Origin of the sequence: Corynebacterium haematomassiliense, assembly GCF_013978595.1 — a bacterium.
Classification (GTDB): domain Bacteria; phylum Actinomycetota; class Actinomycetes; order Mycobacteriales; family Mycobacteriaceae; genus Corynebacterium; species Corynebacterium lehmanniae.
Window position 1 is genome coordinate 1951944 of record NZ_JACDTZ010000001.1, and the last position, 15115, is coordinate 1967058.

General features: G+C 62.2%; 7 protein-coding genes and 4 tRNA genes. 7 read left to right on the plus strand and 4 right to left on the minus strand.

Annotated features, from left to right (window positions below):
• Window positions 1-15: 15 nt before the first annotated feature.
• Complete coding sequence (wzm, locus tag H0193_RS09105; RefSeq protein WP_181889677.1) at window positions 16-864, minus strand: galactan export ABC transporter permease subunit Wzm/RfbD; 849 nt, start codon at window positions 862-864, stop codon at window positions 16-18.
• Between the two features lie 144 nt (window positions 865-1008).
• Here wzm and H0193_RS09110 point away from each other — a divergent pair, with 144 nt between their 5' ends.
• Complete coding sequence (locus tag H0193_RS09110; protein WP_181889510.1) at window positions 1009-2220, plus strand: aminotransferase class V-fold PLP-dependent enzyme; 1212 nt, start codon at window positions 1009-1011, stop codon at window positions 2218-2220.
• On the opposite strand, the gene H0193_RS09115 is transcribed toward H0193_RS09110, so the two are convergent.
• Complete coding sequence (locus H0193_RS09115; RefSeq protein WP_181889511.1) at window positions 2217-3152, minus strand: NAD(P)H-quinone oxidoreductase; 936 nt, start codon at window positions 3150-3152, stop codon at window positions 2217-2219. The genes H0193_RS09110 and H0193_RS09115 overlap by 4 nt on opposite strands.
• Before the next feature lie 31 nt (window positions 3153-3183).
• On the opposite strand from H0193_RS09115, the gene H0193_RS09120 reads away from it, so the two are divergent.
• Both H0193_RS09120 and H0193_RS09125 read left to right on the plus strand, forming a co-directional pair.
• A tRNA-Ser gene (locus tag H0193_RS09120) sits at window positions 3184-3271 on the plus strand.
• A 1268-nt stretch (window positions 3272-4539) separates the two neighbouring features.
• Window positions 4540-9672 carry an SdrD B-like domain-containing protein gene (locus tag H0193_RS09125; RefSeq protein WP_181889512.1) on the plus strand — a complete coding sequence of 1711 codons (5133 nt, stop codon included), beginning with the start codon at window positions 4540-4542 and terminating at the stop codon, window positions 9670-9672.
• 68 nt (window positions 9673-9740) lie between these two features.
• Here H0193_RS09125 and H0193_RS09130 read toward each other — a convergent pair whose 3' ends face one another.
• On the minus strand, window positions 9741-10238 hold the full coding sequence (locus H0193_RS09130) for a hypothetical protein (protein ID WP_181889513.1): 498 nt from the start codon (window positions 10236-10238) through the stop codon (window positions 9741-9743).
• 85 nt (window positions 10239-10323) lie between these two features.
• Here H0193_RS09130 and H0193_RS09135 point away from each other — a divergent pair.
• Window positions 10324-10414 (plus strand) — tRNA-Ser (locus H0193_RS09135).
• Between the two features lie 2 nt (window positions 10415-10416).
• Window positions 10417-10489, plus strand: a tRNA-Arg gene (locus tag H0193_RS09140).
• 318 nt (window positions 10490-10807) lie between these two features.
• On the opposite strand, the gene H0193_RS09145 is transcribed toward H0193_RS09140, so the two are convergent.
• Window positions 10808-13132 (minus strand): hypothetical protein, encoded by a 2325-nt coding sequence (locus H0193_RS09145; protein ID WP_181889514.1) that lies wholly within the window; start codon window positions 13130-13132, stop codon window positions 10808-10810.
• Between the two features lie 137 nt (window positions 13133-13269).
• On the opposite strand from H0193_RS09145, the gene mgtE reads away from it, so the two are divergent.
• Window positions 13270-14631, plus strand: a complete 1362-nt coding sequence (gene mgtE / locus H0193_RS09150) for a magnesium transporter (RefSeq protein ID WP_392398647.1) — start codon at window positions 13270-13272, stop codon at window positions 14629-14631.
• A gap of 109 nt (window positions 14632-14740) precedes the next feature.
• Window positions 14741-14816 (plus strand) — tRNA-Arg (locus H0193_RS09155).
• Window positions 14817-15115: the final 299 nt, after the last annotated feature.

Consider the following 15115-nt stretch of genomic DNA (forward strand, 5'->3'; position numbering starts at 1 on the left):
GAAACTCCTAAACTCCTAAACCCAGTACGGCACGCGGAAGCGCCAGCGCTTCATGGCAAGCAGGGTGATCAGGACGCCGGCGACGGTGCAGGCAAGGACGATGCCCCAGTGGTAGGCGGCCAACGGTTCGTCGATAAGCGGGGCCCTCACGATCTCAAGGTAGTGGTAGAGGGGGTTGACCTCGGCGAGCATGGCGCGCTGGGCGACCTCGCCGCTCTGGTCCTTGAGGGTGCGGGTGGTCCAGACGATCGGGGTGACGTAGAACAGCAGCTGCACCAGCGCTTCCAGCAGCGGGGCGACGTCGCGGAAGCGGGTGGCAACCATGCCGAAGAACATGGCCACCCACACGCCGTTGACCACGAGCAGGGCCAGGCCGGGGATGAACAGCAGGGTGTGCAGGGTCAGCGGGATGCGGAAAATCAGCACCAAAAGCAGCCAGATCACCATGTTGTGGGCCAAAAACAGCAGCTGGCGCCACACCAGGCGGTACACGTGCACCGACAGAGCAGATGGGAGCTGTTTGATCAGGCCTTCGTTTTCGATGAAGACGTTCGCGCCGTCCTTGATGCAGCCGGAGATGAAGCCCCAGACGATGAAGCCGACGGTGACGTGCGGGAGGAACTCCGCGACATCGATTTGGAACAGCATGGAGTACAGCAGGCCCAGCGCCAGCGACATCACGCCGGTGGCGATGGTGATCCACAGCGGGCCGAGGGTGGACCTCCGGTACCGCTGTTTGATGTCCTGCCATCCCAGTTGCAGCCAGAGCTCGTGTTGGCCCCAGCCGCGGATGAGGTCGTCGAACGCGCGCCGGAAGGTCTTGGACTTCGACGGCGGCGTGTCTTCGCCCGGAGGGCTGGTCATGCGGGCGACGTCTTGGCGCAGCTGATCTTCGTTGTGCACGCAGATCACCCTAGTGCACTGTATTTGCGCACCCGAGCTGGCGGTGTGCGCCGTGTCGGACGGGCGTGCATAATTGGGGCATTCTTGCCTGAAGGGAGGTCGGCCGTGGCGTATGACGTGTGGGGAGTGCGTGGACTCTACACATCGCTCGGTAGCGGCTGGACGTACCTGAACGCCCACACGCAGCCGCAGGTGCCGGAGAAGGTGGCGACGGCGGTCTCGCGAAGCTTCCGCAGCGCGGCGCTGGTGCCGCCGCCGGAGCCGGTGCTGGGATCGCACTCGAAGGAGGCGCTGGGCCAGCCGGAGGGCGTGCAGTACCCGGAGATGGCGCGGGTGGCCATCGCGGACCTGACCGGTGTGGCGGCGGACCAGGTGGTGCTGGGCCCGAGCGTGCCTGCGCTGTACTCGGCGCTGGTCAACGCGATGAAGCCGATGCTGCGCCGTAATTCTTCTATCGTGCTCAACCCGCTGGACCGGCCGCATTTGACCAAGCGGCTGCAGCGCGCCGGGCTGGATGAGGTCTGGGCGCAGGCGGATCTGGCCACCGGCGATCTGCCGGCGTGGCAGTACAGCGAGATCGCGGACGGCTCCACCCGCCTGGTGTCCGTGCCGGCGGCGCACCGGGAGCTGGGCAACGTGGTGCGGGTGGCCGACATCGCGGAGGCTGTGCGCGCGAAGTCGAGGGCGTGGGTGCTTGTGGACACCACCGCGTACGCCCCCTACCGGCCCGTAGACCTGGAGGCCTGGGGCGCGGACGTGGCCGCGGTGGACATCGCCCAGCTGGGCGGGCCGGACATCGCCGCGCTGATCTTCCGCGATTCCGCCATGTTCAAGCGCCTGGACATGGAGGCGCTGGACCTGGAGGTTTCCCAGGGGCTGGCGGGTGCGGTGCCGGCGGTGGTGGACCACTACGCCTCCCTGGTCGAGGGCTTTACCGGCCGCGCTACCCGCCGCAACCGCCTGAAGTACTCCCTGGACGCGACCACCGCCTACCTCAACGGCCTGCGGGATGACCTGCACACGTTCTTGGGCACCCTGCCCGCCGTGCACATCGTCGGCGTCAGCGGCGAGGCGGCCGAGGACGCGCGCGTGGAGCGCATCCCGCGCCTGGCGTTCGGCGTGACCGGCGTGCCGTCCGAAACCGTGCTGCGCCGCCTGTTGGCCAACGGCATCGTGGCCACCCAGACGTGCGCCACACCGCTTCTCGACGACATGGGCGTCGCCGACATGGGCGGCGCCGTGACCATCGCCATGTCGCCGTTCAACACCCAGAACGACATCGAGCAGCTGGTGCGCACCGTGGCGTCGCTGGCTTAAACCACCAAAAGGATCTTCCCGGTGTTGTCGCCGGAATCCAGGTGCTCGTGGGCCTTCTTGGCGTCTGCGAGCGGGAAGCGCGCGGAGATGTTCGGGGCGATCTTGCCGGACTCGATCAGCGGCCACACATTTTCCACCGTGGAGGCGACAATCGCCGCCTTCATCGGCCGGGGGCGTGCGCGCAGGGTGGTGGCGGTGACGGACAGGCGCCGCGGCATCATCCGGCCCAGCGACAGGGTGCCCTTCGGCCCGCCCTGCACCGCGATGACGATGAGGTGCCCGTCCGTGTTCAGCGTCTTGATGTTCTGCTCCAGGTACGGCCCGCCAACCACGTCCAGGATCGCGTCCGCCCACCCGGGCAGCTCCTCAGCGAAGTTCTGCTCCTTGTAGTTGATCAGGATGTCCGCGCCGAGCTCGCGGCAGTACTCGAGCTTCTCCTGGCTTCCGGCGGTCACCGCCACCTCGCAGCCGAGCGCCTTGCACATCTGGATGGCGAAGGAGCCGATGCCGCCCGCGCCGCCGTGGATGAGCACTTTGTCGCCCTCAGAGATCCCGGCGATCATGCCCAGGTTCGACCACACCGTGCACGCCACCTCGACCACGCCCGCGGTCTCCTCCACGGTCAGGCCCGACGGGATCGGCGTGAGCTGGCCTTCCGGCACCGCCACGTACTCCGCGTAGCCGCCGCCGGCGAGCAGGCAGCCGACCTCATCGCCCTCCTTGCGGCCAGTCGTGCCCGGATCCACGATCACCCCCGCGCACTCCAGCCCCATAATCTCGGACTCGCCCTTCGGCGGCGGGTACTTCCCGGCGGCCTGCATCAGGTCGCCTCGGTTCACGCCGGCGGCCACAACCTTGACCAGGACTTCGCCGTCTTGCGGGGTGGGCCTTTGGGCGTCGTAAAGCATGAGCTCATCATTGATTGCTTTCATGCGGCAAGGCTACGTTAGACTGCTCTGAGTTGGAGACGTGGCAGAGCGGCCGAATGCACCGGTCTTGAAAACCGGCGAGGTTAATCCCTCCAGGGGTTCAAATCCCCTCGTCTCCGCCAACTTCTTTTCGGGGGCATTTGCTTATCGACGCCTCCGGTTTCCCTCCCTTCCTTAAATCTCGGTGAATTTATTGGGAGGGGGTTTGGGCTGGGTCGTGAGGCGGCGTAACAGCTAGGTGACACACGAAAAACCGGTCAGGTTATCCATCTGGTCGGTTTTGCGTTGCGGATGTCGTACGGCCGATTTCTGATAAGTCCAAACAGCTGCTGAAACTTTGGTAAATAAATCAAAAACTCTGACAGCAAGCTTATTGACGCGTGTAGTGTGCGAACCATCCCTGCCGTCGTAGCGTTGCTTTTCCTGGATGCTGAAGGCGGGATTTCCCTTTATCAACGCTCTCCACGCGGAGGTACATATGAGCGAAAATTTGACCAGGAAAAACAGTTTGCGCCGCAACATTGCGGCGGTTATTGGAGCAGTATCGCTAGCGTGCGGGAGCGTCGCGGTGCCAGTGGTGGCACCGGAGTACGCGCCGGTGGCGCGTGCGGCTGATACGAGTGTGAATTGGGATTCGGTCGAGGCCCCGAGCTACAACCCGAAGATTGAAGTAACCGTCGATGAAACAAATCCAACTGGGGATTTTAATTACCTGTTAACTTTCGACGCTGTTCCGCCGAGGCCCACATCGCGCCCCAGCGAAGCAGGGCAGTCCAATCTTCGCAACCTTAAGGTCTGGGTTATTCCCGATGACGGGAAGACGGAACTGAGGCGAGATCCAGAACCGACGGACTTCAAATGGGCGAGCAGGCAAACACACCCTATCTACGACATCCAACACATAGGTAAGGAAACGCTGATCCTTTTCGGTGAGCCCGCCGGAGTAGATGGAGATGGGAATACCATCCTGGAGATTCCAGATGGTGATTACCCGATTAGCGCAAAACTGCCTGCGCGAGTTTCGGAGGGCAGTTCCGTGCCTTTCCACGCGTTCGCTGGAATGTATGCGCAGCTTCGACCGAAGGTGGGTTGGCAAAAAGACTTTACTTACCTGCTCCGAGAGCCGGAGAAAGACTCCCAGTTCCACACTTACCCGGATGCCTGCAGGTCGGAAAACTGGAGCAAGTATACGCTCCACGGTGACGGTTACGGTCAGCAGTTGGTCCAGTTATATGTGGGTACAGAATTGCCGTGGATGGCTCTAGGGGCAGAGCAGACGAACCTTGCCGCAGATAAAAGGCAAGAGCTCGAGCAGCAAGGATTCTTTTTTGGGCCTGGCTACAGTATCCGAATTACGGATCCGAACGGAAATGTCATCACTGAAGAGGTGATGGATAAAGCTTCCGTCGGCGATCCCAAACAAGATCCACGGGACCCTTACCCCTATTCCGTCAACCAGAACTGGTTGCAGGCATGGGAGTGGAATTTTAATGCGACAAGCATCGCGGACTCCGATCAGATCGATGAAAGCGAAGTTTGGCTCCGTTCTGGAACTACGATCGAGTTCCACCAACTCAACCTGATCCAACCGGATGAAAACGGCGAATGCAGCCTGGGCAGCAAGGACGAAGCGCAGGCATGGGCCAACCGCTCACTCACGCACATCGTCAGCTATCGCAAAGATGTGGAGCGAGAAATTGAGGACGAAATTCAATTTGGTTCCCCGTTCATCGGCGACCGCGTCTGGGTCGACGCCAACGGCGACGGCATTCAAAACGAGGATGAGACCACCGGCGTCCCCAATGTCAAGGTGATCGTTTCTCGCGAGGGCGAACCGGATCGCACCGCTACCACGGACGCTGATGGCAAATGGCTTGTGCAGGACTTGACTCCTGACGCCCAGTACAACGTGCGTTTCGTCTTGCCTGCAGGTGGTGACTACAAGGATTACTTGGTCACCAAGACTGGTACGGGTGACGGTGACGTCGACTCGAATGGCTTGAGCTTTACGACGGATCCGGTGCCCGCGACAGGCGATCTCACCTACGACCTCGGCATTACGCCGCCGGCCTCGGTTGGTGATTTCGTGTGGGAGGACACCAACGGCAACGGTATCCAGGACGATGGTGAGCCGCCGGTGCCGAACACAACCGTTCGAGTGAATGGTCCGAACGGTGAGGAGCACACGACCTCGACTGACGAGGACGGTAAGTGGAGTGTGGACGGGTTGACTCCGGGTGTGGAGTACACCGTGGAGTTCACCCCGCCGGCTGGGTACCAGGTGACTAAGACTGAGCAAGGTGAGGATCGCGGCAAGGACTCGAACCCGCAGTCTTCGAAGGTCACGTTGGAACCGGGCGAGAACAACACCAGCTACGACCTCGGACTTGTGAAGGCAGCGTCTGTTGGCGATCGGGTGTGGCTCGATTCGAACAATAACGGTGTACAGGACGAGGGCGAGACGAACGTCGCTGGAGTGACCGTGACGGTGACCGGCAATGGAGAAACTCACACTGCCACAACGGATTCCAACGGCCAGTGGCGTGTTGATGGTCTGACTCCGGGGGTGGAATACACCGTGGAGTTCACCCCTCCGGCTGGGTACCAGGTCACGAAGACGGGGCAGGGCGATGAGGCTACGGACTCCAACCCGCTTTCGTCCACAGTGACTCTGACGACTGGGGAGTACAACGAGACGTATGACCTTGGGCTCGTCGGAAAGCCCGCTTCTGTTGGTGATCGCGTATGGATCGATGCGAACCGCAATGGTGTGCAGGATGAGGGCGAGGAGAATCTCGCTGGTGTGACTGTCACCGTCACCCCGCCTGCTGGTTCGGACGAGCAGCCGCGTACTGCGACGACGGATGCGGACGGCAAGTGGCGCATTGACGAACTGACTCCGGGTGTGGAGTACACTGTTTCGTTCGAATTGCCCGAGGGGTACAAGGCCACGGATGCGTTGGTTGGCGAAGACCGCGGGGTTGATTCCAACGGTTTGCGTTCGACGGTGACGCTCAAGCCGGGTGAGTACAACGACACCTACGACTTGGGTGTTTACCAACCAGCATCGATTGGTGACTTCGTGTGGGAGGACACCAACGGCGACGGCATCCAGGATGAAGGCGAACCGCCGGTGCCGAACACTATCGTTCGAGTGACTGGCCCGAATGGTGAGACGCACACGACCGCGACCGACAAGGACGGTAAGTGGAGTGTTGATGGGTTGACTCCGGGTGTGGAGTACACCGTGGAGTTCACCCCGCCGGCTGGGTACAAGGTCACGAAGGCGGAGCAGGGTGAGGATCGCGGCAAGGACTCGAACCCGCTGAGTTCGACGGTTTCGCTGAAGCCGGGCGAGAACAACACCACCTATGATCTCGGGCTCATCAAGCCTGCCTCCGTCGGCGACCGCGTCTGGGTCGACGAAAACGCAGACGGTATCCAAGACGAGAATGAAAAGAACGGCGTGCCGAACGCCAAGGTCACGGTGACCGCGCCGGAGGGCGTCGATGAGCAACCGCGCACAACCACCACGGATGACAAGGGTAACTGGCGTATCGACGGGCTGACACCGGGTGTCGAGTACACAGTCACGTTCGAGCTCCCCGAGGGCGTATCGGCCACCAAGTCACTGGTTGGCGATGATCGCGGCGTGGATTCCAACGAGCTTTCGACCAAGATCACCCTCGAGTCTGGCCAGCACGACCCGACCATCGACCTCGGTGTGGTCCCCGCATCGATCGGCGACCGCGTGTGGCTGGATGAAGGCGACGAAGAAAAGGTCGGCAGAGCCGACGGCATCCAGGATGACGGCGAGGGCGGCATTCCAGATGTCGTAGTGCGAGTCTCCCGCCCGGGTGAGGAAGTCCGCGAGACGAAGACCGGCGCAGGCGGTACATGGAAGATCGAGGGCCTTACACCTGGAGTGGATGACTACCGCGTGGAGTTTGATGCTCCAGACGGTTTCCGCATTTCGCCGACGAAGGCGGGCGACGCCGCTGTGGACTCCAACGGTCTGTCCGACAAGGTTGCAGCTCTGAAGTCCGGTGAATTCAACGACACGTACGACCTTGGGCTGTTTATTGACGTGCCGGAGACTGAGACGACCACCGTTCCAACCCCGGTTACCGTAGAGAAGACGACTACGGTGTCAACTCCGTGTGATTGCTCGTCGACGACGGTGCCGACAACCACTACCCAGGTCGTGTCGACGACGAAGACCCAGTCGGTGCCGACGACGCTGACGACTCAGGTTCCGGTGCCGACGACCACTACCCAGGCAGTGCCGACGACGCTGAAGACTCAGGTTCCGGTGCCGACGACCACTACCCAGGCAGTGCCGACGACCACTACCCAGGCAGTGCCGACGACGCTGACGACTCAGGTGCCTGTGCCGACCACGGTCCACTCCACGACCACTGCTGAGGCGCCGAAGCGAGGCACGATCGGTGATCGTGTCTGGGTTGATGAGAACGGTGACGGCAAGGAGGACCCGGGTGAGAAGACGGGTGTTCCGGGTGTGACTGTGATTGTGAAGGATCCGGAAGGCAACGAAGTCACCCGCACTGTCACGGATGAAAGCGGCAATTGGAAGGTTGACGTTGAGCCGGGCGAGTACACCGTCCGCTACGAGCCGGGCGATCGTACTCCAAGTGATCCGGAGCTGGTCGAGCGCACGATCGTCATTGAGCCGGGCGAGGAAAACTTCGAGGTTGACCTTGGCATCCTGCCGTCTGGTTCCGTCGGCGATCGTGTCTGGAATGATGAGGACGGCGACGGCGAGCAGGGTGAGGACGAGAAGGGTCTCGAGAACGTCGTGGTGTTGGTCTCCCGCGAGGGTGAGCCGACCCGTTCCGCAGTGACCGATGCAAACGGTGATTGGAAGATTGAGGGTCTGAACCCGAACGCTGAGTACGACATCCGCTTTATCAAGCCTGAGGGCTGGGAGGTCACCGGGAAGGTTCCGGGTTCGGATGAGTCTGGTCTGGTTTCGAAGGTGACGGTGAAGCCGAACGAGTACAACGACTCCTACGATCTCGGTTTGAAGAAGGTCGATCCGGGTTGCGACTGCGAGCCGGTGAAGCCGGGCACGATCGGTGATCGTGTGTGGGTCGATGAGAACGGCGACGGCAAGGAAGACCCGGATGAGAAGACGGGTGTTCCGAACGTGACTGTGATTGTGAAGGACCCGGAGGGCAATGAGATCACCCGTACGGTGACCGACGAGAACGGCAACTGGAAGGTTGACGTGGAACCGGGCGAGTACACCGTCCGCTACGAGCCGGGTGAGCGCACCCCGAGCGACAAGGAGCAGGTCGAGCGCACCATCGTCATCGAGCCGGGCAAGGACAATTTCGATGTTGATCTTGGCATTCTGCCGTCTGGTTCTGTCGGCGATCGCGTCTGGCACGACGAGGACGGCGACGGCAAGCAGGGTGATGACGAGAAGGGCCTTGAAAACGTCGTGGTGTTGGTGTCCCGTGAGGGTGAGCCGACGCGTTCTGCAGTCACCGACGAGAACGGTGACTGGAAGATTGAGGGGTTGACCCCGAACGCTGAGTACGACATCCGCTTTATCAAGCCTGAGGGCTGGGAGGTCACCGGCAAGGTTCCGGGCTCGGATGAGTCTGGTCTGGTCTCGAAGGTGACGGTGAAGCCGAATGAATACAACGACTCCTACGACCTGGGTCTGAAGAAGACCGACGTGACGTGCGACTGTGAGCCGATCAAGCCGGGCCGCATCGGCGACCGCGTGTGGATCGACCTCAATGGCAACGGCAAGCAGGATCCGAACGAGACTGAGGGTGCACCGGATGTGACCGTGATCGTCCGCGATAAGGACGGCAATGAGGTCACCCGTACCGTCACCGACGAGGACGGCAACTGGAAGGTCACCGTCGAGCCGGGCGACTACGAGATTGAGTACCGTCCGCGCGACTGGAAGCCGACTGACCCGAAGCGCGTGACCCAGAAGGTCACGGTGGAAGAGGGCAAGGAGTACCTGGACCTCGATCTCGGCGTGCAGAAGCCGAAGCCGGGTGAGCCGACTCCGCCGACTGGTGAGCCGCAGCCGCAGCCGGAGAAGGGCTCGTCGACTGAGACCCTCGACCGCTGTGTGGCTAACGCGGTGCGCTCGCCGCTGCTGTACTTGGTGCCGGTGGCACTGCTGGGCGCGTTCGGCGGCGAGATCGCCCGTCCGTACATGGGTGCGATCAATGAGCAGGTCAACCAGATCAACGCGCAGTTCCAGGAGGCCATGCGCCGTAACAGCCCGGATTGGGGTCAGGGTGGCCGTGGCGGCCGCGATGATGACCAGTTCGCTGAGCTGCGTGGCCAGATCGACGCGGCGAACCGTCGCATCGCGGAGCTTGGCCAGGACCCGAACGTCCAGCGCTTCGGCACCGTCGCCGCTGGCGTCATCGGCCTGATCGCCGCTGGCGGCGTGCTCTACGACTGGTGCTCCAACGAAAAGGGTGAGGCCTTCACCTCCATCGGCGGATCCTCCAGCAAGGACGCGGCGTAATCGCTAGCTAATCGACGAAAACCGGCCAGGTTATCCACCTGGCCGGTTTTTTCTATTGCTGGTGTTGGTTAGGCGATCTCGTCCGGGAAAAGCTCTGGCATGGTGTGGAATTGGCGGGTGCCGGGGAAGTCCGAAGGGACGTCGATAAGCAAATCCTTTGCTCGCTTCGTATCCGGACGATTCTGGCCGGCGACGACCTGCACCTTCTCAATCGGGAACTCGCCGCGCAGCTGCACAACCGCGGCGCCGTCGTTGCGGTACGCGAAGTTCTCGCCGAGCAGACCGGCGATCTCCGAAATGGACTCGGCGGAGCTGCCGAGGTTGTCCGCGCGCCACGAGCCTTCCAAATCGCCGAGGGGGACGCCGAGGAGGACAATGCCGTCCGCGGACTTAGCCAGCGCGGAAGTCTTCGGGGTGAAATAGAACGGCACGGACGCGCTCTCGCCGACCAATGGGCCAACAGTGAGCGAATCCAGCTTGGCAGGGAACCAAACTAGGTAATCAGACGGGTCATTCGAAGTGTCGCGGGCGGCGAGGCCGGAGGTGAGCCAGGTGTGGATTTTCATGTGGCCGAGTATACGGATTTCGCCCAGGGCGTTTCGGGGTGTATTTGGACGCGCGGGGCCGACAGAGTAATGTGGAGCAAGGTCTGGAGATGTGCCAGAGTGGCCGAATGGGGCTCCCTGCTAAGGAGTTGCCCCCTTGACGGGGGCCGCAGGTTCAAATCCTGTCATCTCCGCCACCGCGCCCGTAGCTCAACGGATAGAGCATCTGACTACGGATCAGAAGGTTGGGGGTTCGAATCCCTCCGGGCGCACTCTAGTTTTTGTGTGGAAACCCCTGCTTGTCGAGGGTTTTCGGCGTTTGTGGGGAAAGTTCACTCGGCGGGGCGGCGACGGTGAATTTTTCCGCACGGGGCTTTGCGCGACTTGCGACGAACGAATGATTCTGCAGGCGGAGGTAGGGAGATTCATTCGGTAGTGAACTTTGCCGCACGGGTGCCGATCCTGACAGATCACGGCGGGCGTTTGTGGCGACCTGGGGCGATGGGGCGCTCTGACAGATTCCGCCGCGATGTGTCGGGGGATATAGCGAAAAAGCCCCGCCGGCGGGGCGGGGCTCGGGTGTTGGGAGCTTAGGCCTGGCGGGTGTCCACCACCGGGGCGGCGACGGTCTCAGCCGGCTTGTTGTTGCCGTTGCTGCTGCGGCCGATGGTGACATCGACGCCGTTGACCTGCGGGATGCAGGTGCGGACGGCGCCGGTCACAAGCAGGGCCGCGACGACGCCAACGGCGGCGCCACCAGCGGCGGTGAGCTGCGCGGGCTCGACGTTGAACTGACGGGCAGCGTCGTTGAATGCGCGCTCAGCCTGCTTGGCGGTGTCGTTGAGGCCCGGGACGTTCACCTGGCCGGCCAGCGCGAGCGGGATCAGAGCAACCAGCGGCAGGCCCAGGCCCACCAGGGAAGCGATGCAACGCGGGTCGGAGGAACCGCCCTCGATACCCACGGTGGCGTCCAGGAGGCTGGAGCCGCCGTTCTCGGCTTGGCCTTCGTTGCCCGGGGCAGGCTCGCCGTTCTGGCCACCACGGCGGGAGGAACCGACGCCCACCAGGCCGCCGTTGGCGTTTCCGGTGACCACCGGGTTGGCATTGCCAGTGATGAGCACGGACGGGTTCGCATTACCGGTGGCGACGACGCTGTTGTTCGAGCCGTTGTTGTTGCCGATGTTCGACGGGTTCGCATTGTCAGTGATGACCACGGACGGGTTCGCATTACCGGTCACCACCGCGGAGTTGTTCGAACCAGCCTCGCGGAGGTTGTCGTTGGCGTTGCCCGTCACCACCACGGAGTTATTGGACCCGTTGTTGTTGGCATTGTCCGTGACTACGGGGTTTGCGTTGTTGGTGACCACGACCGAGTTGTTCGATCCTGCCTCGCGGAGGTTGTCGTTTGCGTTGCCGGTGATGACCGGGTTCGCATTGCCGGTCACGACTGCGGAGTTGTTGGACCCGTTGTCGCGGAAGTTGTCATTGCCGTTGTTGTTGGCGTTGTTCGTGACCACGGGATTCGCATTGTCGGTGACCAAGACAGAGTTGTTCGAACCGTTGTCATTCGCATTGCCCGTAATCACCGGGTTCGCATTGCCCGTGATGACCGGATTGGCATTGCCAGTAATCACTGCGGAGTTGTTCGAACCGTTGTCGGAGATGTTCACCGTCGGGTTCGCATTGCCCGTGATCACCGGGTTGGCGTTGCCGGTGACGACCACGGACGGGTTGCCGTTATTGGACAGGTTGTCCTTGATTTCGACGGTCGGGTTGGCATTGCCGGTGATCACCACCGACGGGTTCGCATTGTTCGTGACAACCACGGATGGATTGCCATTATTAGAAAAGTTGTCCCGCGGGTTGACGTTGTCGGTGATGATCACGTTCGGGTTGGCGTTATTCGTGATGATCACGTTCGGGCTGCCATTGTTGTTGCCGATGTTCGACGGGTTCGCGTTGTTGGTAATCACCACGTTGATCAGGCGACCAGCACCGCCGCCGCCACCGTTGGTTCCACCTTCACCGCCACCGGTTCCGCCGTCGCTACCGCCGCTAGTGATACCGCCGAGGATGTCGCCCAAGCCACCAAGCAGACCGCCGCCGGTGCCAGCACCGATCAGGCTGCCCAGGATGGGGCCGAGGATGCCAGCGACGGTGCCCGCCGTTTCTGCGGGGGTTTTCGACGGGTTCTTGGCCGCGATCTTCAGGGTGGCATCGAACGTGTCAGTGCCGTCGTTCACCTTGATGGGAAGGTCGAAGTCGCCTTCCTTGAACGTGGTCGGCGGGGTGACGCGGATGGTGGTGCCGTCGTTGGAGACGGTCCAGCCAGTGGGCAGAGCGGCACCGTTCTTGGATACAGTGACGCCTTCCGGCAGCGTGATTCCCTCGACGGACTGCGCGGACGTGGACTTCTCAAAGTCCATCGGGTAGCGGGTGGTCAGCTGGTTTTCCCATTCGGCGCCCGGACGCTCGTCGATGATGTTGACGCGCAGCGTCGTCTCAAAGGTCTTTCCCGCGGCGGTGGTCACGCGCACCGGGATGTCCTTTTCGCCCGTGGCGAAGGCAGTCGAGGACTGCGGGCGGATCAGGGTCAGCGTGCCGTCGTCGTTGCGGAAGTTCCAGTTGAAGATGGTTTTCGCGCGCGGGGCGACGGTGTCGCCGGGCTGAAGCTGCAGCCCTTCAACTACAGCTTCATCGGCGTTCCAAAAGTTCGCGGTGTCGAAGCGCGGCTCGAATGTGGCGGCTGTGGTGCCTTCGCTTGTCGACGGCTGCTCCGCCGGTTCCGGTTCAGCTTCACTCGTCGGCGTGGTGGTCTCCTGGGCCTGAACCGGGGAGATGAACGGGGCCACGAGGGCAAGGGATAGGGCGCCCGCCGCGATGGCGGTGCGGCGGGAACGAACGGGCTTTGCCATGGTGGCTCCTTTTAGGATTCAGCGGATTGTCAGCGATGTATGACATCTATCGCAGAATACGCGTAGATCTTTACATACAACCGCCAAGAATCTGCCCTTTCTCGCGCAAAAATTTTCAGCCTGGGTACCCTCGCCGTGTGACTACGGCCAACGCGGCGGCGATCGCGCACCTGGAAAAGCAACTGAACCGGCACCGGTTGGACTCCGACGACTTGGACGGGCTCCACGAGGAGCTGGCGGAAATCCCGTTGCACGATGTGGTGCACGTGGTGGAGCGGCAGCCGTCGAAACGCGGTGCTGTGCTTATCCGCCTGCTGCCGCCGGAGCGCGCGGCCGCGGCGTTTGATGCGCTGGATCCCGCCCACCAGGCGGAAATTGTGGAGGCGCTCGGGCGCGAGGACGTCGCCGGGCTGTTCAGCGCGCTGGGTGCCGAGGACCGCGTGCGCATGCTGGACAACCTGCCCGCGGAGATCGCGGAGCGGTTCCTGGGGGATCTGGACGAGGATGCCCGCGCGGACACCGACCTGATTCTGGGCTACGAGAAGGGCTCGGTCGGTCGCGCGATGAGTCCCAACGTGGCGGCGGTTGGTCCTGGTGAGGGGGTGCGGGAGGTCGTCGAGAAGCTTCGTGCGAATGCGGACCGCTTTGAGACGGTGTACACCATTGCCGTGGTGGACCCGGAGCGCACGCTGTGCGGCGTGGTGGGGCTTCGCGACCTGTTCAAGGCGGCGCCGGACGCGCGCGTCGGCGACGTGATGCGCGAGCGGCCGTCGGTGCAAGTCAGCGACGATGCCGAGGACGCCGCGCGACGCCTGCTCTCCTCCGGGCTGCTGGCGTTTCCCGTGGTGGATGCCGGCAACCGTGTGGTGGGCATCTTCACCCACGACGAGGCCGCCGACATCGTCGAGCACGCCGACAGTGAGGACACCGCGCGCCAGGGCGGCTCCGAGTCCCTGAAGCAGCCGTACCTGTCCACCCCGGTGCTGAAGCTGGTGCGCTCGCGCATCGTGTGGCTGCTGGTGCTCGCACTCTCCGCGATCCTGACCGTGCAGGTCCTCGGGGTGTTTGAAGGCACGCTCGCACAGGTGACCGTGCTGTCGCTGTTCATCCCACTGCTCACCGGCACCGGCGGCAACACAGGCAACCAGGCGGCAACGACGGTGACAAGGGCACTTGCGCTTCACGACGTCACCAAAGGAGACATCCTGAAAGTGATGTGGCGCGAATTCCGCGTCGGCGCGACACTCGGAGCAGTGTTGGGCGTGCTCGGATTGGGCATCGCGTGGGCGGTTTTCGGCCGAGAAATCGGGATTGTGATAGGAAGCACACTATTTTGTGTCTGCGCCATGTCCGCGACCGTGGGCGGCATGATGCCGATTGTTGCCAAGACCGTCGGCGCGGACCCCGCCGTATTTTCCAACCCGTTCATCTCCACCTTCTGCGACGCGACCGGTCTGGTGATCTACTTCGCGATTGCCAAGGCGGTGCTTGGGTTGTAGTTGGGGTTCGGTTTGGGCGATGTTTGCCGGTTTGGCCTGGGGTTTTGGCTGTGAGTTCACCTGGGTGTAATGTTCTTTTTCGTTGTCCGCACGGCAACGAACTGAATACGCGCCCGTAGCTCAACGGATAGAGCATCTGACTACGGATCAGAAGGTTGGGGGTTCGAATCCCTCCGGGCGCACCAATTTTTAACGCCCCGAGCGTACCGCTCGGGGCGTTTTGTGTTTCTCTCAGGATTAGGTGGCGCCTGAGCGCTCATTGTTAGGAACTTTAGAAAACCTTTTAAAACTGGAAAAGGCCTGATTAACTGCGTTTTCAAGGTTGGTGCTTGCTTGAAAGCGACTGTCCAAATTGGTAGGTTTTACGGCAGTTCCGCGGGAGAAGTGTGTTCTATGTACTTCTTCCTCGAATTTCTCCCATTTACAAAAACAACCATTGGAGCCATCTTGAAGAACGCTTCCTCCCCGTTCGAGTTCAACTCGG

Excerpts from the sequence above, each read along its gene's own strand:
- wzm (WP_181889677.1), bottom strand. The coding sequence starts at position 864 with ATGACCAGCCCTCCGGGCGAAGACACGCCGCCGTCGAAGTCCAAGACC.
- H0193_RS09115 (WP_181889511.1), bottom strand. The coding sequence starts at position 3,152 with ATGAAAGCAATCAATGATGAGCTCATGCTTTACGACGCCCAAAGGCCC.
- H0193_RS09125 (WP_181889512.1), top strand. The coding sequence starts at position 4,540 with ATGGATAAAGCTTCCGTCGGCGATCCCAAACAAGATCCACGGGACCCT.
- H0193_RS09130 (WP_181889513.1), bottom strand. The coding sequence starts at position 10,238 with ATGAAAATCCACACCTGGCTCACCTCCGGCCTCGCCGCCCGCGACACT.
- H0193_RS09145 (WP_181889514.1), bottom strand. The coding sequence starts at position 13,132 with ATGGCAAAGCCCGTTCGTTCCCGCCGCACCGCCATCGCGGCGGGCGCC.